17 protein-coding genes are annotated in these 20,637 nt (G+C 61.1%); 13 read left to right on the top strand and 4 right to left on the bottom strand.

The genetic code is table 11. The features are described 5' to 3' along the window. The first annotated feature begins 160 nt into the window (after window positions 1-160). The 12 genes from murJ (at window position 161) to MWN76_RS18435 (ending at window position 13,954) form a co-directional block, all read left to right on the top strand. A complete protein-coding gene (gene murJ, locus MWN76_RS18500; protein ID WP_284500709.1) occupies window positions 161-1,771 on the top strand; it encodes a murein biosynthesis integral membrane protein MurJ in 1,611 nt (536 codons plus the stop codon). A gap of 204 nt (window positions 1,772-1,975) precedes the next feature. After that, window positions 1,976-2,947 (top strand): bifunctional riboflavin kinase/FAD synthetase, encoded by a 972-nt coding sequence (gene ribF, locus MWN76_RS18495; RefSeq protein WP_250464219.1) that lies wholly within the window; start codon window positions 1,976-1,978, stop codon window positions 2,945-2,947. Between the two features lie 73 nt (window positions 2,948-3,020). Then, window positions 3,021-5,840: an isoleucine--tRNA ligase gene (ileS, locus tag MWN76_RS18490; protein ID WP_250464217.1), complete on the top strand. Its 2,820-nt coding sequence runs from the start codon at window positions 3,021-3,023 to the stop codon at window positions 5,838-5,840. Further along, complete coding sequence (lspA, locus tag MWN76_RS18485; protein ID WP_250464216.1) at window positions 5,833-6,390, top strand: signal peptidase II; 558 nt, start codon at window positions 5,833-5,835, stop codon at window positions 6,388-6,390. The genes ileS and lspA overlap by 8 nt, the downstream gene beginning before the upstream one ends. Beyond that, window positions 6,391-6,831, top strand: coding sequence for an FKBP-type peptidyl-prolyl cis-trans isomerase (gene fkpB, locus MWN76_RS18480; protein WP_250464214.1), 441 nt, complete (start codon window positions 6,391-6,393; stop codon window positions 6,829-6,831). After that, the gene (gene ispH, locus MWN76_RS18475; RefSeq protein ID WP_250464213.1) at window positions 6,831-7,766 is read left to right on the top strand and encodes a 4-hydroxy-3-methylbut-2-enyl diphosphate reductase; all 936 of its coding nucleotides are present in this window, start codon (window positions 6,831-6,833) and stop codon (window positions 7,764-7,766) included. The genes fkpB and ispH overlap by 1 nt, the downstream gene beginning before the upstream one ends. Window positions 7,767-7,920: 154 nt before the next feature. Next, window positions 7,921-8,394: a GspH/FimT family pseudopilin gene (locus MWN76_RS21075; protein ID WP_284500725.1), complete on the top strand. Its 474-nt coding sequence runs from the start codon at window positions 7,921-7,923 to the stop codon at window positions 8,392-8,394. Window positions 8,395-8,405: 11 nt separating this feature from the next. Further along, window positions 8,406-8,876: a type IV pilus modification protein PilV gene (pilV, locus tag MWN76_RS18460; protein WP_250464211.1), complete on the top strand. Its 471-nt coding sequence runs from the start codon at window positions 8,406-8,408 to the stop codon at window positions 8,874-8,876. Window positions 8,877-8,879: 3 nt separating this feature from the next. Continuing rightward, complete coding sequence (locus tag MWN76_RS18455; protein ID WP_250464210.1) at window positions 8,880-9,833, top strand: PilW family protein; 954 nt, start codon at window positions 8,880-8,882, stop codon at window positions 9,831-9,833. Beyond that, on the top strand, window positions 9,833-10,375 hold the full coding sequence (locus MWN76_RS18450) for a pilus assembly PilX family protein (RefSeq protein ID WP_284500707.1): 543 nt from the start codon (window positions 9,833-9,835) through the stop codon (window positions 10,373-10,375). The genes MWN76_RS18455 and MWN76_RS18450 overlap by 1 nt, the downstream gene beginning before the upstream one ends. An 11-nt stretch (window positions 10,376-10,386) precedes the next feature. After that, window positions 10,387-13,464 carry a PilC/PilY family type IV pilus protein gene (locus MWN76_RS18445; protein WP_250464205.1) on the top strand — a complete coding sequence of 1,026 codons (3,078 nt, stop codon included), beginning with the start codon at window positions 10,387-10,389 and terminating at the stop codon, window positions 13,462-13,464. Between the two features lie 55 nt (window positions 13,465-13,519). Further along, a complete protein-coding gene (locus MWN76_RS18435; protein WP_345780084.1) occupies window positions 13,520-13,954 on the top strand; it encodes a type IV pilin protein in 435 nt (144 codons plus the stop codon). Between the two features lie 39 nt (window positions 13,955-13,993). On the opposite strand, the gene MWN76_RS18430 is transcribed toward MWN76_RS18435, so the two are convergent. From MWN76_RS18430 to MWN76_RS18420, 3 genes are all read right to left on the bottom strand, one after another. Further along, window positions 13,994-14,551 carry a GspH/FimT family pseudopilin gene (locus MWN76_RS18430; protein WP_250464203.1) on the bottom strand — a complete coding sequence of 186 codons (558 nt, stop codon included), beginning with the start codon at window positions 14,549-14,551 and terminating at the stop codon, window positions 13,994-13,996. Window positions 14,552-14,656: 105 nt separating this feature from the next. Then, window positions 14,657-16,057 (bottom strand): sigma-54-dependent transcriptional regulator, encoded by a 1,401-nt coding sequence (locus MWN76_RS18425; RefSeq protein ID WP_250464202.1) that lies wholly within the window; start codon window positions 16,055-16,057, stop codon window positions 14,657-14,659. Window positions 16,058-16,195: 138 nt separating this feature from the next. Next, a complete protein-coding gene (locus MWN76_RS18420; RefSeq protein ID WP_250464199.1) occupies window positions 16,196-17,788 on the bottom strand; it encodes a two-component system sensor histidine kinase NtrB in 1,593 nt (530 codons plus the stop codon). An 80-nt stretch (window positions 17,789-17,868) separates the two neighbouring features. On the opposite strand from MWN76_RS18420, the gene MWN76_RS18415 reads away from it, so the two are divergent. After that, window positions 17,869-19,497, top strand: a complete 1,629-nt coding sequence (locus tag MWN76_RS18415; protein WP_250464197.1) for an NAD+ synthase — start codon at window positions 17,869-17,871, stop codon at window positions 19,495-19,497. Window positions 19,498-19,592: 95 nt separating this feature from the next. On the opposite strand, the gene MWN76_RS18410 is transcribed toward MWN76_RS18415, so the two are convergent. After that, window positions 19,593-20,525, bottom strand: coding sequence for an outer membrane protein assembly factor BamD (locus MWN76_RS18410; RefSeq protein WP_250464195.1), 933 nt, complete (start codon window positions 20,523-20,525; stop codon window positions 19,593-19,595). Between the last annotated feature and the right edge of the window lie 112 nt (window positions 20,526-20,637).

Below are 20,637 nucleotides of genomic sequence, written 5' to 3'. Positions count from 1 at the left end.
ATCTCCTTACGCCGTCAGTCCATTGCGGCGCGCCTCAAGCTCACCTTGAGTATAGTTTCCGGCACTTTCACCGGTAGGCCGATTGCCGCCGTGCGGCGCCACGATTTGCGGTAGACTTGCCGGCCATCGATCCGCGAAATCACACCCGGGAGCCGCCGTCTTGTCGTCACCGTCCCCCAGCCAGGAATCCCCCCTTGAAAAATCCGGCGCCGCCGGCCTGCTGCGGGGCAGTTCCGTGGTCGGCGGCGCGACCATGCTCTCGAGAGTCATGGGCCTGGCCCGGGATATGGTTTTAGCCCGTTTTGCCGGTGCCGGCGACGCCGCCGACGCCTTTTTTGTGGCTTTCAAGATTCCCAACTTTTTCCGCCGCCTGTTTGCCGAGGGCGCCTTCGCCCAGGCGTTTGTGCCGGTGTTGGCGGAATATCGGCAGAATGGTGGTATCGCCGCTGCGCGGGAACTCAATGACCGTGTCGTCGGCGCCCTGGGCGGGACCCTGTTGCTGGTGACCCTGGTCGGTGTGCTGTGCGCGCCGCTGGTGGCGGGAATTTTCGCATTCGGCTGGTGGTGGGACGGCAGCGAGCGGGAGAAGTTCGACCTGGCCACGGAAATGCTGCGCATCACCTTCCCCTACCTGATGCTGATCTCGCTGACCGGTTTTGCCGGCGCGGTCCTGAACAGTTTCGACCGCTTCGCGGTGCCGGCGCTGACGCCGGTGCTGTTGAACCTGATGCTGATTGCCGCGGCGGTCATCGCGACCGACTGGTTCGAGCCACCGATCATGGGGCTGGCCTGGGGGGTGCTCGCAGCCGGCGTGGTGCAACTGCTGTTCCAGATCCCCTTCCTGGCGCGCCAGGGGTTGCTGCCGCGGCCGCGCTGGGACTGGAGCTACCCGGGCGTGCGCAAGATTCTGCGACTGATGGCGCCGGCCATTTTCGGTGTCTCCGTCACCCAGATCAGCCTGGTGCTGGACACGGTGCTGGCATCCTTTCTGCCCACCGGCAGTGTCTCCTGGCTCTATTTCTCCGACCGGCTGACCGAGCTGCCGCTGGGGGTGTTCGGCGTGGCGGTTGGGACAGTGATCCTGCCCAACCTGTCGCGCCAGCATGCCGGCGGCGATCCGCGCTGTTTCCGCCACACGCTGGACTGGGCGCTGCGCAGCGTGACGCTGATTTCGCTGCCAGCGGCGGTGGCGCTGCTGGTATTGGCGGAGCCGCTGCTGACGACGCTGTTCCAGTACGGCGCCATGGAGCCGCGGGATATGGAAATGGCGGCCTGGTCGCTGCGGGCCTATTCGCTGGGGCTGCTGGCTTTCATGTTGATCAAGGTACTGGCGCCGGGCTATTTCGCCCGCCAGGACACCTACACGCCGGTGCGCTTCGGCCTGATCGCGATCGCGGCCAAGATGGTACTGAGCCTGGCGTTCGTGATTCCGTTGCACCACTACTTCCGCCTGGGCCATATGGGCCTGGCGCTGGCCACCGCCTGCCAGGCCGCGATCAACGCCTGGCTGCTGTACCGCGGCCTGCGCCGCGATGATGTCTACCGCCCGGAGGCCGGCTGGGGCGCCTATCTGCTGCGGCTGCTGGCGGCCAATGCGGCCATGGTGGCACTGCTGTTCGGCGGCCTGTACCTGTGGCCGGAGTGGAGCGACTGGTCCTGGTGGCAGCGGGCCTGGCGCATGGGGGCGATGGTGGCCGGTGGCGGCGCCGTCTATGGGCTGGTGCTGCTGGCCTCGGGCCTCCGGCCCCGTCATTTCCGCGCGACTTCGTAGGATGGGCAAAGCGCAGCGCGCCCATTTCGCGATCCTGTGAGCCCCGAGCCCACCGGCTGCCAGTAAGCCGAGTCAGCGAAGGCTCCCTGCGCAGGTATTCTTTTCCGGGCTCCGAGCCCCGAATCCCAAGTATCTCCCGCTGACCGCCAACCACTATTCCGCTATACTGCGCCGCTCGATTTTGTGAGGATGGGAAGGACCGCCTTGGCCCCTGAGCGCGAACTGATCCGCGGGTTGCACAACCTGCGTCCCCGCCACCGCGACTGCGTGGCCACCATCGGCTCGTTCGACGGTGTCCACCTCGGCCACCGGGCGATCATTGCGCAGTTGAGACAGCGGGCCGCCGAACAGGGTGTCCCCTCGGTGGTCATCGTCTTCGAGCCCCAGCCCCACGAGTTCTTTTCCGGCGAAAAGGCGCCGGCGCGGTTGATGCGCTTCAAGGAGAAGGTGCTGTCGCTGTTCGAGGCCGGTGTGGACCGGGTGCTGTGCCTGCAGTTCAACGACAGGCTTCGCAGCCTCGGCGCCGAGGCGTTTGTCCGGGAGGTGCTGGTCGACGGCCTGGCGATCCGCCACCTGGTGGTGGGCGACGATTTTCGCTTCGGCTGCGACCGCAGCGGCGATTACCGTCTGTTGCAGAAGATTGGCGCCGGGGCCGGCTTTACTGTCGAGGACACCGCGACGGTGGAAATTGACGGCGAGCGGGTCAGCAGCACGCGCATTCGCGCCGCGCTGGAAGCGGGCGACTTCGAGCTGGCGGCGGCGCTGCTGGGCAAGCCCTACCGCATCACCGGCCGCGTGGCTCCGGGGCGCGCGCTGGGCCGCCAACTGGGTGCGCCGACGGCCAATGTGCGCCTGCATCGCTATCGCTCGCCGCTGGTGGGCGTGTACACGGTGCGCACCCGGGCCACCGATGGCAGCGAACTGGCGCCCGGCCGCCAGGTGATCGACGGCGTCGCCAATGTGGGCTTCCGCCCCACCGTGGAGGGCGAGGGCGCGCAGCCGCTGCTGGAGGTCAACCTGTTCGATTTCAGCGGCGATCTCTACGGCCGCGAGCTGGCGGTGGAGTTCTGCCACAAGCTGCGCGATGAAGAGAAATTCGATTCCCTGGAGATCCTGAAAGCGCGCATCGCCCAGGATATCGAGGACGCCAAAGTCTGGTTCGCGCGGAAGCGGTAACCAGCCGCACAACCTGTAGGATGGGCAAAGCGCAGCGTGCCCATCAGAAACACTGGATCCAAGCAGACACCCAATGACCGATTACAAAGCGACGCTGAATCTGCCCCACACCGATTTCCCCATGCGCGGCAACCTGCCGCAGCGGGAACCAAAGACACTGCAGCAATGGCAGCAGGGCAAGCTGTACGAGAAAATTCGCGCGGCCCGCGCCGGGCGCGAGCAGTTTATCCTGCACGATGGCCCGCCCTACGCCAACGGCGATATCCATATCGGCCACTCGGTCAACAAGATCCTCAAGGACATCATCGTCAAGTCGAAGACCCTGAGCGGCTTCGACGCACCCTACGTGCCCGGTTGGGACTGTCACGGTCTGCCCATCGAGCACCGGGTGGAAAAGAAAATCGGCAAGGCCGGCGTCAAGGTGGACCACAAGACCTTCCGCCAGAAGTGTCGCGACTATGCCGCCAAACAGGTGGAGGGGCAGAAGAAAGACTTCATTCGCCTGGGGGTATTCGGCGAGTGGGACAACCCCTACCGCACCATGGACTTCCAGTTCGAGGGCGATATTGTGCGCGCCCTCGGCCGCATCGTGAAAAACGGCCACCTGGCGCGCGGTTTCAAGCCGGTCTACTGGAGCGTGGTGGGCGGCTCGGCGCTGGCCGAGGCGGAAGTGGAGTACCAGGACAAGACCTCTTTCTCCATCGACGTTCTCTACCCGGTCACCGAGGAGACGGCGCTGGCCATTGCCGATGCCGCCGGCGGCCATGCCGGTGACGGCCCGCTGTCGGTGGTGATCTGGACCACCACGCCCTGGACGCTGCCGTCCTCGCAGGCGGTATCGATCAATGCCGAGCTGGAATACGTGGTCGTGCAGACGGGCGACAGCCGCATCCTGCTGGCCGAGGCGCTGAAAGACGCGGTACTCGAGCGTGCCGGCCTGGAAGGTGAAGTGGTCGGCCGCATCCGCGGCGCGGCGCTGGAACATCTGAAGATCCACCATCCCTTCTACGACAAGGAACTGCCGATCGTGCTCGGCGACCATGTCACCACCGACGCCGGTACCGGTTGTGTGCACACGGCGCCGGACCACGGCCCGGACGACTTCCTGGTTGGAAAACACTACGGCATCGACACGCTCAACTATGTCGACGACAACGGCGTTTTCCGCGATAGCGTGCCGATCTTTGCCGGCGAGCATGTCTACAAAGTCGACGACAAGATCGTCGAACTGCTGGCAGAGAAGGGCGTACTGCTGCACAAGGACAAGCTGGTGCACAGTTATCCGCACTGCTGGCGCACCAAGACGCCGCTGATCTATCGCGCGACGCCGCAGTGGTTTATCAGCATGCAGCAGAACGACCTGCTGGACCACGCGCAGAAGGCCGCCGATGACGTGCGCTGGATTCCCAGCTGGGGCAAGGCGCGCATCGATGCCATGCTGGATGCCAGTCCGGACTGGTGTATCTCCCGCCAGCGCACCTGGGGCGTACCCATCGCGCTGTTCGTGCACAAGGAGACTCACGAAATTCATCCGGACACGCCCGAGCTGATGGAAAAGGTGGCCGAGAAAATCGATGCCGGCGGCATGGATGTCTGGTTCGACCTGGACCCGTGCGAACTGCTGGGCGATGACGCCGATCATTACCAGAAAGTGACCGACACTTTAGACGTATGGTTCGATTCCGGCGTCACCCACTACGCGGTGCTGGAGCGCCGCGACGGCCTGCGCTCGCCGGCGGACCTGTACCTGGAGGGCTCCGACCAGCACCGCGGCTGGTTCCAGTCCTCGCTGAAGACCTCCATTGCCATCAACGACCGCGCGCCCTACAGGCAGGTACTGACCCACGGCTTCACCGTCGACGCCCAGGGCCGCAAGATGTCCAAGTCCATCGGCAATACCGTGGCGCCGCAGGATGTGATCAACAAGCTGGGTGCCGACGTGTTGCGCCTGTGGGTGGCGGCCACCGACTTCAGCGGTGAGATGGCGGTTTCCGACGAAATCCTCAAGCGCACCGCCGATTCCTACCGCCGCCTGCGCAACACTGCGCGCTTCTTCCTGTCCAACCTGGCCGGTTTCGATCCGGGTAAAGACCTGCTGCCGGAAGATGAGATGCTGGCGTTGGATCGCTGGGCGCTCGATAAAGCCGCGCGCCTGCAGGACGAAATCGTCGCCGCCTACGACAACTACCAGTTCCACCAGATCTACCAGAAGCTGCACAACTTCTGTGTGGTGGAAATGGGCGGTTTCTACTTGGATATCATCAAGGACCGCCAGTACACCACCAGGGAGGACAGTGTCGCGCGCCGCTCGGCGCAGACCGCGCTCTACCACATCGTGCAGGCGTTTGCGCGCTGGATTGCACCGATCCTGAGCTTTACCGCCGAGGAACTGTGGCAGTTTATTCCCAGGCACTCTTCCCTCGAGAGCCACCACGAGAGTGTCTTCCTCGCCGAATGGTACCCGCTGCCGAAACTGCCCGCCGGTGCCGACAAGGGCGCCGACTACTGGGCGGCCATTGCGGAAGTGAAAGCCGCGGTCAACAAGGTGCTGGAGGCGCAGCGCGGCGCCGGCAATATCGGCGGTTCCCTGCAGGCGGCGGTGACACTCTACGCGGACGACGACCTGCGCGAGAAACTGTCCGAACTGCAGGACGAACTGCGTTTCGTGCTGATCTGCTCCTCCACTTCGGTACAGCGCCTCAGCGATGCCGCCGGCGCCCACGCCACCGAGCTGGAAGGCCTGAAAGTGGACGTGCGCAAGGTCGACCACCCCAAATGCGCGCGCTGCTGGCACTACCGCGAAGACGTCGGCGCCGATCCCGAGCACCCGGAAATCTGTTCCCGCTGCGTAGAGAATATTTCCGGCCAGGGTGAGGAGAGACACTATGCCTAGGAACGGGGCCGGCAACGTGCTGAAACTGTTTGCCCATCCCTGGCGCTGGTTCCTGTTGGCGCTGGTAATGATCGGCTTGGATATCGTTACCAAGGTCTGGGCGGTAGAACAGTTCCGCTATGGCCCGCCGCTGCAGATCATCCCCGGGCTGCTGCAATTTACCTACGCGGAAAATTACGGCGCGGCCTTCAGCTTCCTGGCCGATGCCGGCGGCTGGCAGCGCTGGTTTTTCGGTGCCGTGGCGCTGGGTTTCAGTGTTATGGTCAGCGTCTGGCTGTGGCGCCTGCCCGCGGCCAGGCGCTGGGAACCGCTGGCCCTGGCCCTTATCCTGAGCGGTGCGCTGGGCAACCTCTGGGACCGTATGACACTCGGTTATGTGCGGGATTTTATTTCCGTTTACTACGGCAGCTGGAGTTTTCCGGTGTTCAATGTGGCGGATATGGCGATCAGCGTCGGTGCCGCGATGCTGGTGATAGAACTGCTGTTTTTCTCGGATAAAAACGGTGCCGGGAAAAACGCCGATGATGCGAAGAAGAGCGCAGAAGTCTAGATGAGCAACAATGTAATCGGTGAACACAGCCGCGTGACCCTGCATTTCAGCCTGCAACTGGACGACGGCAGCGAGGTGGAATCCACGTTCGAGGGCGATCCGGCGACGTTCAGCGTCGGCGATGGCAGCCTGCTGCCCGGTTTCGAAAGGGCATTGTTCGGGCTCCAGGCCGGCGACGAGGCCGAGATAGAAATTTCGCCGGAAGCCGGCTTCGGCCAGCGCAACCCGCAGAATATCCAGACAGTGCGCCGGGACCACTTCTCCCCGGATATCGAGCTGGAGCCGGGTCTGGTAGTCTCTTTCGACAACGGTGGCGGCGAGCTGCCGGGGGTGATCCGCGAGATCGGTGACGACGAGGTTACCGTGGACTTCAACCACCCGCTCGCCGGCCAGACACTGAATTTCCGAGTGAAGATCATTGAAGTGGCATCGGTGAACTAATGACTGCTATCCGCCTCGCCAATCCCCGCGGTTTCTGCGCTGGTGTCGACCGCGCGATCGATATCGTCAACCGCGCACTGGATGTCTTCGGTGCGCCCATCTACGTGCGCCACGAGGTGGTCCACAACAAGTTCGTCGTGGACAGGCTGCGCGAGCGCGGCGCCGTGTTTGTGGACGAGCTGCACGAAGTGCCCGACGACGTGATCGTCATCTTCAGTGCCCACGGTGTCTCCAAGGCGGTTCAGCAGGAGGCGGAGGACCGCGGCCTGAGAGTTTTTGACGCCACCTGCCCGCTGGTTACCAAGGTGCATATGGAAGTCAGCAAATTCAGCACCGATGGCAGCGAGTGCATCCTGATTGGTCACCAGGGGCATCCGGAGGTGGAGGGCACCATGGGGCAGTACGACACCAGTGCCGGCGGAGCCATTTACCTGGTCGAAGACGAACAGGACGTGACCGAGCTGCAGGTCAAGGACGAGAACAACCTGACGTTTGTGACCCAGACCACTTTGTCCATGGACGACACGGCCCGGGTGATCGACGCCCTTCGTGCCCGCTTCCCGAATATTGTCGGTCCGCGCAAAGACGATATCTGCTACGCAACCCAGAACCGCCAGGACGCAGTGCGGCAACTGGCGCTGGAGTGCGACCTGGTATTGGTGGTCGGCAGCCCCAACAGCTCCAATTCCAACCGCCTGCGCGAGTTGGCCGAGCGCTGCGGCGCCTCCGCAAAGCTGATTGACGGCGCCGGCGATATCGACCCGGCCTGGCTGGAGGGCAGCCGCTCAATCGGTATCACCGCCGGCGCCTCGGCGCCGGAGGTGCTGGTGCGGGAAGTCATCGATAGGCTCCAGCAACTGGGTGCCGAGCTGCCTCAGGAAATGCTGGGGCGGGAGGAAAATATCCGTTTTTCCCTGCCCAGGGAGCTTCGTTGACGGGCCGGCACTCCGCGCCGGTACCCGAATACCCGCCCGTCTGTCACGCTCCATAGACCGCTAGTCGGCTAGCGGCCAAACCGCCATCTTCGTCACTTTAATGATCTCCCCAGACTGGTATATATGTGCCAGTCAAAGCAGGAGAATAAAAGTGATGATATCCCCCCGTCACTCCGCCGGTTTTACCCTGGTGGAACTGATGATCGTCATCGCCATTCTGGCGATTATTTCAGCCATCGCGGTACCCTCCTTTCGGGATCTGATTGAAGGGAATCAACGGGTTTCCTGTGCCGACCAGTTGGCGGGCGTATTGGAGTACGCCCGCAGTGAGGCGGTGCGCCTCCAGAGTCCAATTACCATCACAGAGCTGGAAGAGGATGGGGGAATCGGTAGCGGTATTCAGGTTGAAGACAGTGACGATACCGTACTTCAGGTAGCGGAGGCGTGTAGTGGTCCTTCCGTGAACATGACCGAAGGCGAGCTGCCTTTCGACTTCCGCCCCAACGGCTTTATTGACGAAGAAGTCACCATCCAGGTCTGCAACGACGGGCGCAATGGCGAACGGGGTCGCAGCATCAATCTGCTGGTCAGCGGTGTGCTGCGCAACAGCAGCCTCGACTGCGACTGAGGAGAGGAGCCATGTACTTGCAATCACAGCGCGGCGCGGCCCTGATCGAAATCATGATTACGGTGCTGGTCATGTCCGTGGGCCTGCTGGGGCTCGGCGCGACACAGATGATGAGCCTGAAAAACGGCAACAATGCCAACCGCAGCTACCTGGCCAGTGTGGCGGCTTACGATATCGCCGAACGCATGCGTGCCAACCCGGAAACTGCCCGCAGCGGAAACTACAACGGCACTGTGGATGAACCACGCACTGAAGTCAGTTGTGAACAGAGCTGCACTGCCGCGCAACTGGCGCAGATGGATCTCTACCAGTGGAGCCTGTTGCTGGACGGCAGCCTGCCCGGCGGCGAGGGCAAAGTGGAGATGAGCGGGGACACGGCTACCGTCACCATTACCTGGACAGAAAAGCATACTGGCGAAAACCTGGCGGGCAGCGGAAACGGCTCGCAGGAGGCGTCGCTGGTGATGAATGTGGAGCTCTGAAGCATGAACAGGATTGGATTACAGCGCGGCCTGTCGTTGATTGAACTGATGGTGGCGATTGTGCTGGCATCGCTGCTGCTGCTAGGGGTGCTACAGGTATTCGATGGCAACCAGCGTACTCACCGGCTACAGCAGGGATTCTCCCAGATACAGGAAAGCGGCCGTATTGCGACCGATATGCTGATGAAAGAGCTGCGCAATGTGGCATTTACGGGCTGTGTGTTGGAGCCCCAACGCCTCTCCAACAGCGCTGCAGCGATATTTGACAGCAATTTTGTCAGCGGCGTGGATCAGGTCGATGGAAGCCAACCACAGATTGATAACAAGTCGGTAGAGCCGGGCACGGATATCCTGACTGTGCGTGGCGCGGTGGATGCCTGTGGCGGTACCGGCCGTATTGTCGCCAATGTCGATGCAAGTACAGTGCAGATTGCGGGCAGCTGCCCTCTGGAAGTTGATGATGTTGCCATGGTGGCCAACTGTGACTATGGGGATATCTCAACGGTCGCTGCAGCCAGTGCCACGCAAGTCCGGTTGTCGGACAGCCTTCAGGCCGATTATGGACCTGAGGCTCGTCTCTATCGGCCCTACGTACGGCGGTATTTCATTAGCCGCGATGCTGATAACGAATTGGGCCTGTATATGCAGGAAGATGGCGATGATGCCATGGAGCTGGTACCGGGTATCGAGGATCTGCAAGTGCAGTACGGCCGGGATTCCGGAGGCGTTGACGGTATCGTGGATATCTGGGACGGACCGCCGGCCAACGACAATGAAAGCAGCGCGGTTGCAGCTATCCGGGTTCAACTGGTTGCGGCTTCCACTGAACGAAATGGGGCCGACCGGTTTTCCTATACCCGGCTGGGTGAAGATAGCGAGCATGATGCCACGGACGATGGCCGACTGCGTAAACAGTATGTCTCCATGACCAAAGTGCGCAACAGGGGGACCCGTTGATGAATCTATATTCGCTTGAGCGTCAACGCGGTGCGGTGCTGGTGGTATGTATGATTATCCTGCTGTTATTGACGATAGTGGGTATCTCCGGTGCAAGGAATGTGATTCTCCAGGAGAAAATGACGTTTGCTTCCCGTGATGCACAACTGGCCCTGCAAGTGACGGAAGCGGCGCTACGGGATGCCGAATCGGTTGTCGATGGCCTCAGTATGGCGGACCCCTTTGCCAGTTTTAACGCTACCGGCAGTAACGGGGGCTTGTATACCGCCGGCGACGCCCCGGCGGACCTTCTTGCGGAAGCCACCTGGGAGAACAATATTACTGATGTTCAGATCGATATTGCTGGTAAATCTTACACTGCCAGTTATTTCATTGAGCATGTCGGGCAGTTGCAGCAGCCGGATAATGTCGGTGTTGGAGCCGGTTACGGCGGGACGCCCCCGGTTCCGCCAGTTGAGGTTTTTCGTATTGCGGTACGCGGTGAGGGTATGGCGAATACCTCGCGGGTTGTGGTGACACACCACGGCAGAAGATTCCAGTAAGGACGCGAACAATGATCGAATATAAGAAATCCCGCCTGCGCTGTCTGGCGTTTGTTCTTGGCGCTTTCGGCTATACCTTCTCTACCCTGGTTAGTGCGGAGACAGCGCCGGGGCCGATTTCCAATGTACCCTTGGCAACCCAGGGAGGGGCCAAGCCGAACCTGATGATTCTGTTGGATTCGTCCGGCTCCATGGACGAACGTCTCCCGTGCGATGGTTGGCACTGCAATTCACCGACCCGCCTGAGTGTAGTGAAGGATGCTGCCCGGGACCTGATCGATAGCCTACCCGATGAAAGTATGCGGGTTGGGCTGGCCCGCTTTGACTATGAATCTGGAGCAGAAATTCTACACAACCTTGAAACGTTGGGAGACAATCAGAAAGAGACGGTGAAATATAAAATTGGCCAGATTCCTGCCGAGGACTGGACTCCTCTCGCTGAAGCTACTGCTGACATAGGACGCTATTTTACTTACGGATATCCTGAAACTAGCGAGTTGGAATTGCACCCGGACAATTCTTTCGGTGTGGATTCCCAGCATCGTCGTGTTAATGAGATCTTTAGGCGCCACCCGGAATTTTCCCGAGGAGAGGATAATAATCCAGACGTTGTACAGCAGTATTGTCAGAAGAGTTTCCTGATGACTCTTACCGACGGCCTGCCCACTTACGATAGGGATGTAAGCGGTTATATGGCAGACTATGACGGGGACTGTAGCAGTGCCGGGGACAACTGTAATAGCTATGACCGGAAACCTAATCAGCAGTATGAAAATAGTAGATCATCTGATTATCTGGATGATGTTACCACCGCCCTTTATGACATGGATTTGCGCCCTGACCTTACCAATAACGGGGTGGCGGTAAAAAATAATTTATCTACCTATATGGTCGGCTTTGCTGAGGGCTCGCTGGCCGATAACCCGCTGATGAAGAGTTCTGCAGAACAAGCGGGCGGAAAATTCTTGTATGCATCTGATAGTGACAGCCTGCAGACTGCATTCCGTTCCATCCTTACTGATATTTTCTCCAAGGTGGGGTCCTCCTCTGCGGCTTCATTTAATGCGACATCTCTGAAGGATGGTGCTCTGGTTTACCAGGCCAGCTTCAATAGCGATAAGTGGTCGGGTGAACTGGAAGCACGGGAACTGAACAGTGATGGTAGTATCGGCGACTCCGTATGGAAGGCGAGCGATCAGCTGCCGGGTTACAACAGTCGCGTGATTCTCACTGCCAAGAATGGTGCGGGTACACATTTCACCGCAACCCGCTTGTTGAACCAGACTCCGGTTACGAGACAGGAAGAGGATCTGCGCCGCAATACCTCGGAAGCCAGGGATGATAATCTTGCCGGTGCGCGGTTGGACTACGTCCGCGGGAATCGCAGTCGCGAGGGCGACTCCAATAGCGACTTTCGTCGTCGTAGTAACCCGCTGGGAGATATCGTCCATTCGACGCCTGTCTATGTCGGCGATCCCTCCCTGAATTACCCGGACACGGAGGCCTTCGCCGGTTACGACGATTTTGTCGAGAACACCGATCGCGAGCCCGTCGTCTATGTCGGGGCCAACGACGGTATGCTGCATGGCTTTCATGCGGAGACCGGACGGGAAGTCTTCGCGTATATTCCGGAAGTTATTGTCACCGATGAGAACGCAGAAGGGCTTCACTACCTGGCCAGTCAGGATTACCAGCACCGCTACTATGTGGACCTGACGCCGACAGTAGCGGATGTCCACTTTGACGATGCCTGGCATACAGTGTTGGCGGGCGGCCTGGGCGGGGGCGGCAAAGGGTATTTTTTCCTTGATATTACCGATGACGATGATTTTAATGATGCCGGCGAAACGGTACTAGGGGAGCACAGTGCCCGGGATGATGACGATATGGGCTACTCGTTCAGCCGACCCCGTATTGCCCAGTTGAACAATGGCCGCTGGGCAGCGATTTACGGTAATGGCTATAACAGTGCCAACGGCGAAGCTGTACTCTATATTCGCTACTTTGATACCGGTGAAATCAAGAAAATGGGAACGGGCGAAGGGACTGAAACAGACAAAAACGGTCTTTCCACCCCCTCCCTGGCGGACGTCGATGGCGATGGTTTGGCGGATTGGGCCTACGCGGGCGACGTGCAGGGGCACATGTGGTCTTTCGATCTCTGTGACATGCAAACCAATGGCAGTTGTAAGGGCAGGGATACCGGTAGCGGGCGTAAGCTGTTCGATACCAATGGCGAGCCGATTACCACCGCGCCGCGTCTAGGTAGAAACCTTGACCAACCTCGTGGTGGTTATCCGAATCTGATGGTGCTTTTCGGTAGCGGCCAGTACCTGAACACCAACGATCTGCAGGATGCTGATGGCACCGCTTTTTATGGTGTCTGGGATGATGGCAGTACGGCAACACTGACCTCCAGTGACCTGGTAACCCGGAATCTCGCTGAGCCGGATCAATACGGACGGAAGATGCAGACGGAGGGGGATCCGATCCCCTGGGGGGACAAATACGGTTGGGAGATCCCCCTGGATCGAGGAGGTGTCGCCGCGAACGACCCGGATACCTTCCGCGGTGGCGAGCGGGTAGTGGTGGATCCCCACCTGTTGAATACCGTCGTATTTTTCAATACTGCTATTCCGGTGACTGCCATCTGCTCTTCCGGAGGCAGTGGTTGGCTGATGAGCGTCGATTTCCTGACCGGCCTGGCCCCTACCGATTTTGCCGTATTCGATGCCAATAACGATGGCAAGATCGACGATGCCGATCGGGGTTATGTCGGCGAGCGCGCCGAGGATCTGAATGATGCCGATGACGGTTCCGATGGTTCCAATGGGGCAAATAACAATGGTCTTCTGGATAGTGGTAGCTTTATCTATAACCCCCCGGGTGGCGGGGGAGGCAGCGATACTGATCCGGATGATCCAGATGACCCTAATGATCCAGATGATCCCAGTGACCCAGCTAATCCGGGCATAGGTTGCTCTCCGGGACAGTACGTTTATATTGTCAATGGTGTGCCGACCTGTCGCGATATTGATGGAGGCAAGCAGGAGGGCCGCTTGTCCTGGGAAGAGCTGAATCCGTATTGAGGCCTTGGTTGTGTTGTGAGGGGCTCAAACCCCTCTTTTTGAGGAGAATCCAATAGTGCACTATCAGAAAAAACAGCAGGGTTTTACGCTGATTGAATTGATGATCGTTGTGGTGATTATCGCCATACTTGCCGCCATCGCCATTCCGTCCTACCAGAGCCAGGTGCGTTCCTCCAATCGTGCCGATGCACAGGGTGCCCTGATGAATTTTGCCCAGGCGATGGAACGGCACTATACCGAGAGCGGCACTTACGAAGGTGCTGCAAACGGCGGTTCTGATACCGGTGCTCCCGGCATATTCCCGACCCAGGTGCCTATCAATGGCGGGACGGCGCGTTACAACCTGGAAATTGTGAGCGCAGACGAGGACGGTTACGAACTGCGCGCCGACGCTGTTGGCAGTCAACAGGAAGATGGTGACCTGACCATCGATTCCGCGGGGCGGCGCGAGTGGGATAAAAATAATAGCGGTACTATGAAAACCTGGTAGCGCAAATGTTTCTATCTTGTGGCCGAGGATGGACGGACATCAACAGCTCAGGTTTTCCCCTCCGCTGCGCTCGGGGATTCCGTCACCATCGGAGTCGCTGCCGAAATAGGCGCGGCCACTGACATAGAATATGATGATCCAGCCTTTTGGGGCGCCTCCATCTGGAGGGCAGTAGAGGAAGCTGCCGGTGCTGGAGAGGTGTCCGTCAGGCCTGTAACGGAGTTGCTTGTGCAAACTGCCGATTTCCAGCCTGCTCCCTTCCGGCATATTGTTGAAGGATCTCAGTATTGGTTCATCATTGTCCCGTTTGCGGTTCCTGTTTTCATCAGGAAAAACGATGCTCCCCAGACTCCAGCTACCATCGCATGAGCGGCTGTCACTGCTCCCGCATACATTCACCCACTGTCGGCGCGAAACTGCCATGTAGCGCGCATAATTCATATGGCCGAACAATTCCCTGCCAGCCTGCCGGTTGCGCATATCCTGGATCAGTTCATTGAAGGAGGGGACGGCCACCGCCGAGAGAGCGGCCAGTAGGCTGACGGTGATCAGCAGCTCAACCAGGGTGAACCCCAAGGTCCTGTTTGTCGGCTTCATTATGCAAACTCCTCTTCCGTGAGTTTGCACCAGCATACCGGTGTTGCCGTGAAATCCAATCACAGCGCATTACAGTACGGCCGTATGAGTTAGAGGGCTGGCTCGTCAGTCCTCCAGCCCCAGTTTCTTCAGCCGATAACGGAGTGAGCGGAAGCTGATACCCAGTTTCTGTGCGGCCGCAGTCCGGTTCCAGCGGGTTTCCAGCAGTGCGGCTTCAATGGCCTCTTTTTCGATGTTCTGCAGGAATTCGTCCAGAGACGCGTAGTGTCCCGGGTCGAACTGTCCCGGGTAGCTCTCCGGTTCGCGACTCGGAGTCTCCTGGGATTGTTTGGGGGCGGGGGGGGGGGAGACTGCGGCGACGTCCCGCTCCAGCAGCAGATCTTCCGCCCGGATCATCTGTTGATCGCAGAGGGTGAACGCCCGCTCGAGGATATTTTCCAGCTGGCGCACATTGCCGGGAAACGGATATTCCTGCAGTGCCCCCAGAGCCTCATCGGAAAGCGCGGGAGGATTGACCCCGGCGTTGCTGGCGATGCGTTCCATAATGATGTTCGCCAGCAACGGAATATCGCCGGCGCGCTCCCGCAGTGGCGGCACTGCGATTTCTATGACATTGATACGGTAGTAGAGGTCGCTGCGGAAGCGGCCCTCGGCGACTTCCCGCGCGAGATCCTTGTGTGTGGCACAGAGTATCCGCGCGTCGATGGGGACTTCCTCGCTGGCGCCGATCGGACGCACACATTTTTCCTGGATGGCGCGCAGCAGTTTTACCTGCATGTCCAGTGGCAGGTCGGCCACTTCATCCAGGAACAGGGTGCCGCCGGAGGCGCCCTGCAGCAGGCCGGGCTTGTCCTTGTGGGCGCCGGTAAAGCTGCCCTTCCTGTGGCCGAAAAACTCGCTCTCCATCAGTTCGGTGGGAATGGCGCCACAGTTGATGGGCACAAAGGGCCGGTCGGCGCGGGCACCCTGGGCGTGGATGGAGCGGGCCGCGAGTTCTTTGCCGGAGCCGGATTCGCCGCTGATATAGATGGGCGCATCGCTGCGCGCGACCTTGGCGACCTGCCGGCGCAGCCGCTGCATGTTATCGGCGTCGCCGAGCAGCAACCCCGCATCCTGCTGCGCGGGGGTATCGCCGGGTTTCTGCAGGCGCAGTGCCAGCTGTACCAGGCTGCGCAGCCGTTCCAGGTCGACGGGTTTACTGACGAAGTCGAAGGCGCCCTTTTTCAAGGCGCTGATGGCGGTGTCCATGTTGCCGTGGGCGGTGATCACCGCAACCGGCGGATCGCCGTCGCGCTGCTCCTGAATGTACTGCACCAGTTCAAGGCCGTCACCGTCCGGCAGGCGCATGTCGGTCAGGCAGAAATCATAGCGGTGTTCGCGCAGCAGCTTGTGGGCGCCGGCGAGATCGCTGGCGGTGTGGCAGTCGACCGCCATGCGCCGCAGTGTCAGTGTCAGCAGTTCGCAGATATCCGGTTCGTCGTCGACGACCAGCGCCAGTGGTTGCATGTGTCCGTAAGCTTTTATTGTCTGTGAGTTCCCAGGCCCATTATTACAGAATTCTGTGGCCATTTGGTGGGCCGTGCAGCGGGAATTTTCCAGCCAGTGGGCCGTGGGCGCACTGTTGCACAGCTTGCCATACGGCTATTAGAACACCCGGTTGGCGTGGGCGAACTCGATCCGGAAACAGCTCTTGTTGTCCTCACTGCGGCAGTAGTAGAGGTTGGCCTGGTTCGCTTCACAGAGTTCCCGCGCGATATAGAGCCCCAACCCGCTACCGCCCTGGCCGGTGGTGAAAAAAGGTTCGAAAACCTTGTCCCGGTGCTCGGGCAACACACCGCGGCCGCTGTCCATCACATCCAGCAGTGCGCAGTCGCGCTCGGCGTTGTGGTAGAAGGCGATATCCACTTCGCGGTGGCCGGTGGCGATATGAGAGTGGTGCAGGGCGTTGCTGCACAGGTTGGTGACCACTTGCGCCAGCTGTTCCGGGTCGAAGCGCGCGCGGACCTGGCTGGTGGGCGCCCGCAGCCGAATATCCGCATCCGCTGGCGCGCCGGCGCGAAAATCGGCGATAAACTCCCTCAGCCACAGGTGCAGGTCGTTGTATTGCGGCACCGCCGGCCGCCGCCGGGACAGCTGCATTACATTTTCCACTATCTGGTTCACCCGCTGGCTGTGGCGGCAGATGATCGATGTCAGGTGGCGGTCCTCGTCGCTGAGGTGTTCGGATTCCGACAGCAGTTGTGCGGCGTGGCTGATGGCGCCGAGCGGGTTGCGCACCTCGTGGGCGATGGAGCCGGTGAGGTGGCCGAGGGACGCGAGCTTCAGTTTCTGTGCGGCCTGGATCAGCTTGCGATTGTCCTCCACGAATACCAGGGTGCTGTCGTCGTGTTCGCGGCGCAGCTTGGCGAAACTGAGCCGCAGCTCGCTGCCGTTGTCGGCGCCCAGCAGGGCACTGCCGCGGTTGTGGTCGCGGCGCCACTGTCGCACCACCTGATGCAGTTCCGCCTGGCGATCGCCGCCCGGCTGCAGCTGCTCGCCGAGCAGTTGACGGGCGGCGCGGTTGATCAGCTCGGGTTTGTTGGCGGCGTCCATGACCAGCACGCCGGTGCGCATGCGCTCGATGATCTGCTGTGCCAGGCGTTGCAGGTGGGCGGCCTGGCGGCTCTGCTGGTCCGCCCGCAGGGTGGCACTGCGGATGCGCGCTGACAGGTACTGCAGGGTGCTGACGGTGGCGAACAGCAGTATGCCGAGGCTGCCGGCGGAGACGATGTCCTGGGTGTCGGCGCGCCCGGCCATCAGGCCGTACAACTGCTGGCCGATCACGGCCATACTGGCAACGGCGGCGAAGAAGGCCCCCATGCGGCGGTCGAGCAGCATGGAGCCGACAGAACAGTTGATCAACAGCAGGTAGCCGAGGCCGGAGTTCAGGCCGCCGCTGGCCTGGATCAGCAGCAGGAAGGCGACGATGTCGCAACCGAGTATCAGCCCCACCTGGCCGGTATTGGTGTGGTAGGCGACCCGCCGCAGGTGCAGCAACCAGCCGAAATTGAGCGCCGCATAGGCGAGTACGGTGTTCAGATACAGGGCCGGAGCACTGTTGCCCACGGCGCCCTTGCCGATATCGGAAGTGAAAATGCCCAGCAGGATCAGCGCGATGGCCACGCGGTAAAAGGCGTAGATGCGCAGCAGTTCGTGGTGTTGCAGGACGGGGCCTGCGGTCGAGGCGGAGCTGCTCAAGGCGTTCTTCTCGTTGTTGTCTTGGCTGACGTCCCTCGGCTCGCGATACAATGGGCGGATATCTGGTTCGAGGTCTGAAGATGTCTACTTTGCAGCTAGTGCTGGCACAAATCAATTCTCTGGTGGGGGATATCCCCGGCAATACTGCGCAGGTGATCGAGGTGGCGAGACGCGCGCACCGGGAGCAGCGGGCCGAGCTGGTGCTGTTCCCGGAGCTGACCCTGTGTGGCTATCCGCCCGAGGACCTGCTGTTGCGCCCGAGCATGCAGAAGCGTATCGACGATGCCTTACAGCAACTCTGTGCGGCGGACCTGCCCTGTGCGGTGCTGATTGGCTACCCGCGGGTGGTGGCCGGCAAGGTGTTCAACATGGCCGGGCTGATCGCCGACGGCGAGCTGGCGGTCGAATACGCCAAGCAGAAGTTGCCCAACTACCAGGTCTTCGACGAGATGCGCTATTTCGTGCCCGGTGATCGCCCCTGCGTGGTGGATATCAAGGGCATCCCCACGGCGATCACCATCTGCGAGGATATCTGGCACCCGGAACCGGCCGCCCAGGCGGCCGCCGCCGGCGCCCGCCTGATGCTGAATATCAACGCCTCGCCCTTCCACCGCGGCAAGGCCCAGGAGCGCCTGGAGCTGCTCGCCAACCAGGCCCGCGCCGCAAACATGCCCATCGTCTACGTCAACTGGTTCGGTGGCCAGGATGAACTGGTGTTCGATGGCGGCTCCTTCGCCGTCGATGCCCAGGGCAAGCTGTGCACTCGGGCGCCGGAGTTTGTCGAGCACCTGCTGCCGGTGACTGTCGAGCAGCGCGATGATGGGGTGACCGTGAGCGCCGGGGAGGTAACCCCGGCACTGCCGGACCTGGCCTCCGTCTACCAGGCACTGGTGTTGGGTGTGCGCGACTATGTGAACAAGAACGGCTTCAACGGCGTGGTGCTGGGCCTGTCCGGCGGTATCGACTCCGCGCTGACGCTGGCCATCGCCGTGGACGCGCTGGGGGCGGACCGGGTCGAGGCGGTGATGATGCCGTTCCGCTACACCTCGGACCTGAGCAGGAACGACGCAGCCGACCAGGCACAGAGGCTCGGCATCCACTACCGGGTGATCAGTATCGAGTCCATCTTTGACGCCTTTATGGGCGCGCTGGCGGAGGAGTTCGCCGGCAGCGAGCGGGATACCACCGAGGAAAACCTGCAGGCCCGCTCCCGCGGCGTGCTGCTGATGGCGATCTCCAACAAGAAGGGCGCCATGGTGCTGACGACCGGCAACAAAAGCGAGTTGGCGGTGGGTTATGCGACCCTCTACGGCGATATGGTGGGCGGCTACAACGCGCTCAAGGACGTGCCCAAGACCCTGGTGTTCGAGCTGGCCCGCTATCGCAACACCCTGTCCGAGGTGATTCCCGAGTCGGTGATCACCCGCCCGCCCAGCGCCGAACTGGCACCGGACCAGGTGGATTCCGACAGCCTGCCGCCCTACGACGCACTGGACCATATCCTCCACCTGTACATCGACCGCGACAGCAGCGCCGCGGATATCGTCGCCGCCGGTTACGACCGGGAGACGGTGGAGCGGGTGGTGCGGCTGGTGGATCGCAATGAGTACAAGCGCCGCCAGGCGGCGGTGGGAGTGCGGATCTCCGAGCGCGGCTTCGGCCGCGACCGGCGCTATCCGATTACCAACGGGTGGAAAGCGGGAGAGTAAGTGCGGAATGAAGTGCATTCCTGCACTTCACCCGCTTCGTGGGCAACCTTCGGCCTTCGGCTGTGCAAACCTGCTCCCGGCAGATTTGTCCGCATTCACATCAGCTCCGGCGGCAGCGGTGCGTCCTCGCGGCGGTACTCCGCGTTGTACAGCTCGCGGCTGTCGAAGCCGCGCGGGTCGGATTTCTCGAACAGGCCCAGGGTCAGCCGGTGCAGGATGCTGCGGCCAGCGGCGCCCTTGTAGTAGTCGTAATTGAAGGAGCCGTCGTCCTCGAAGGCCGGGTGTTGCGGGTAGTTGGTGCGCAGTACGCGCAGCGCGTTGGCTTCCAGTTGCGACATCTCCAGCAGGTTGTAGCCCTGCACCATCACCGCCAGCGCGTCCGGCACCGCCGGGGTCTGCTGGAAGTTCTCCACCACGTAGCGCCCGCGGTTGGCAGCGGCCAGGTAGGCGCCGCGCTTGAAGTAGTAGTTGGCCACGTGGACCTCATAGCGCGCCAGCAGGTTGCGCAGGTGAATCATGCGCTTTTGCGCGTCCGGCGCGTAGCGGCTGTCCGGGTAGCGGGCCATCAACTGGGAGAAGTAGGCGAAGGACTCACGCGCCGAGCCCGGGTCGCGGCTGGTCATGTCCGTGGGCAGGAAGCGCTCGAACAGGCCGGTGCCCTCGGTAAAGGACGACAGCCCTTTCATGTAATAGGCGTAGTCGACGTTGCGGTGCTGCGGGTGCAGGCGGATAAAGCGGTCCGCGGAGGCGATGGCGGCGTCGTTCTCGTAGTTGCGGTAATAGGCGTAGATCAGCTCCAACTGGGCCTGCTCGGCGTAGTTGCCGAACGGGAAGTTGTCTTCCAGCGCCCGCAGGTTCTTGATCGCCAAGTCCCACTGGCTGGATTTCAACTGGCGCTGGGCGGCCTCGTAGAAAGCCTGCTCGGTGCGGCTGCCGGTGGGCAGCCCCTCTTCCGACTCATCGGTGCTGGCGCAGGCGACCAGGATCGCGGACAACAAAACCAAAACCGACGTTTTCCAGGCCTGCATAGCCCCTCGCTCTATCATTATTACTCTCTACCTTTTGCTACTCGGCGCCACACCGTATCGGCAGGTGCGGTAAACTCGCCGCCATTATAGGAAATCGGCGGCCCGCCATTTA

It is taken from the genome of Microbulbifer litoralis (genome assembly GCF_023634065.1).
In the GTDB taxonomy this organism is placed as follows: Bacteria; Pseudomonadota; Gammaproteobacteria; order Pseudomonadales; family Cellvibrionaceae; genus Microbulbifer; species Microbulbifer litoralis.
This window is presented reverse-complemented; position numbering and strand designations above follow the sequence as displayed.

Bases quoted from the DNA above. Each gene is read 5' to 3' on its own strand.
- MWN76_RS18410 (WP_250464195.1), bottom strand. From the start codon at position 20,525: ATGCAGGCCTGGAAAACGTCGGTTTTGGTTTTGTTGTCCGCGATCCTG.
- MWN76_RS18415 (WP_250464197.1), top strand. From the start codon at position 17,869: ATGTCTACTTTGCAGCTAGTGCTGGCACAAATCAATTCTCTGGTGGGG.
- MWN76_RS21075 (WP_284500725.1), top strand. From the start codon at position 7,921: ATGATATCCCCCCGTCACTCCGCCGGTTTTACCCTGGTGGAACTGATG.
- MWN76_RS18425 (WP_250464202.1), bottom strand. From the start codon at position 16,057: ATGCAACCACTGGCGCTGGTCGTCGACGACGAACCGGATATCTGCGAA.
- ileS (WP_250464217.1), top strand. From the start codon at position 3,021: ATGACCGATTACAAAGCGACGCTGAATCTGCCCCACACCGATTTCCCC.
- MWN76_RS18430 (WP_250464203.1), bottom strand. From the start codon at position 14,551: ATGAAGCCGACAAACAGGACCTTGGGGTTCACCCTGGTTGAGCTGCTG.
- fkpB (WP_250464214.1), top strand. From the start codon at position 6,391: ATGAGCAACAATGTAATCGGTGAACACAGCCGCGTGACCCTGCATTTC.
- MWN76_RS18455 (WP_250464210.1), top strand. From the start codon at position 8,880: ATGAACAGGATTGGATTACAGCGCGGCCTGTCGTTGATTGAACTGATG.
- MWN76_RS18450 (WP_284500707.1), top strand. From the start codon at position 9,833: ATGAATCTATATTCGCTTGAGCGTCAACGCGGTGCGGTGCTGGTGGTA.
- pilV (WP_250464211.1), top strand. From the start codon at position 8,406: ATGTACTTGCAATCACAGCGCGGCGCGGCCCTGATCGAAATCATGATT.
- MWN76_RS18445 (WP_250464205.1), top strand. From the start codon at position 10,387: ATGATCGAATATAAGAAATCCCGCCTGCGCTGTCTGGCGTTTGTTCTT.
- lspA (WP_250464216.1), top strand. From the start codon at position 5,833: ATGCCTAGGAACGGGGCCGGCAACGTGCTGAAACTGTTTGCCCATCCC.
- ispH (WP_250464213.1), top strand. From the start codon at position 6,831: ATGACTGCTATCCGCCTCGCCAATCCCCGCGGTTTCTGCGCTGGTGTC.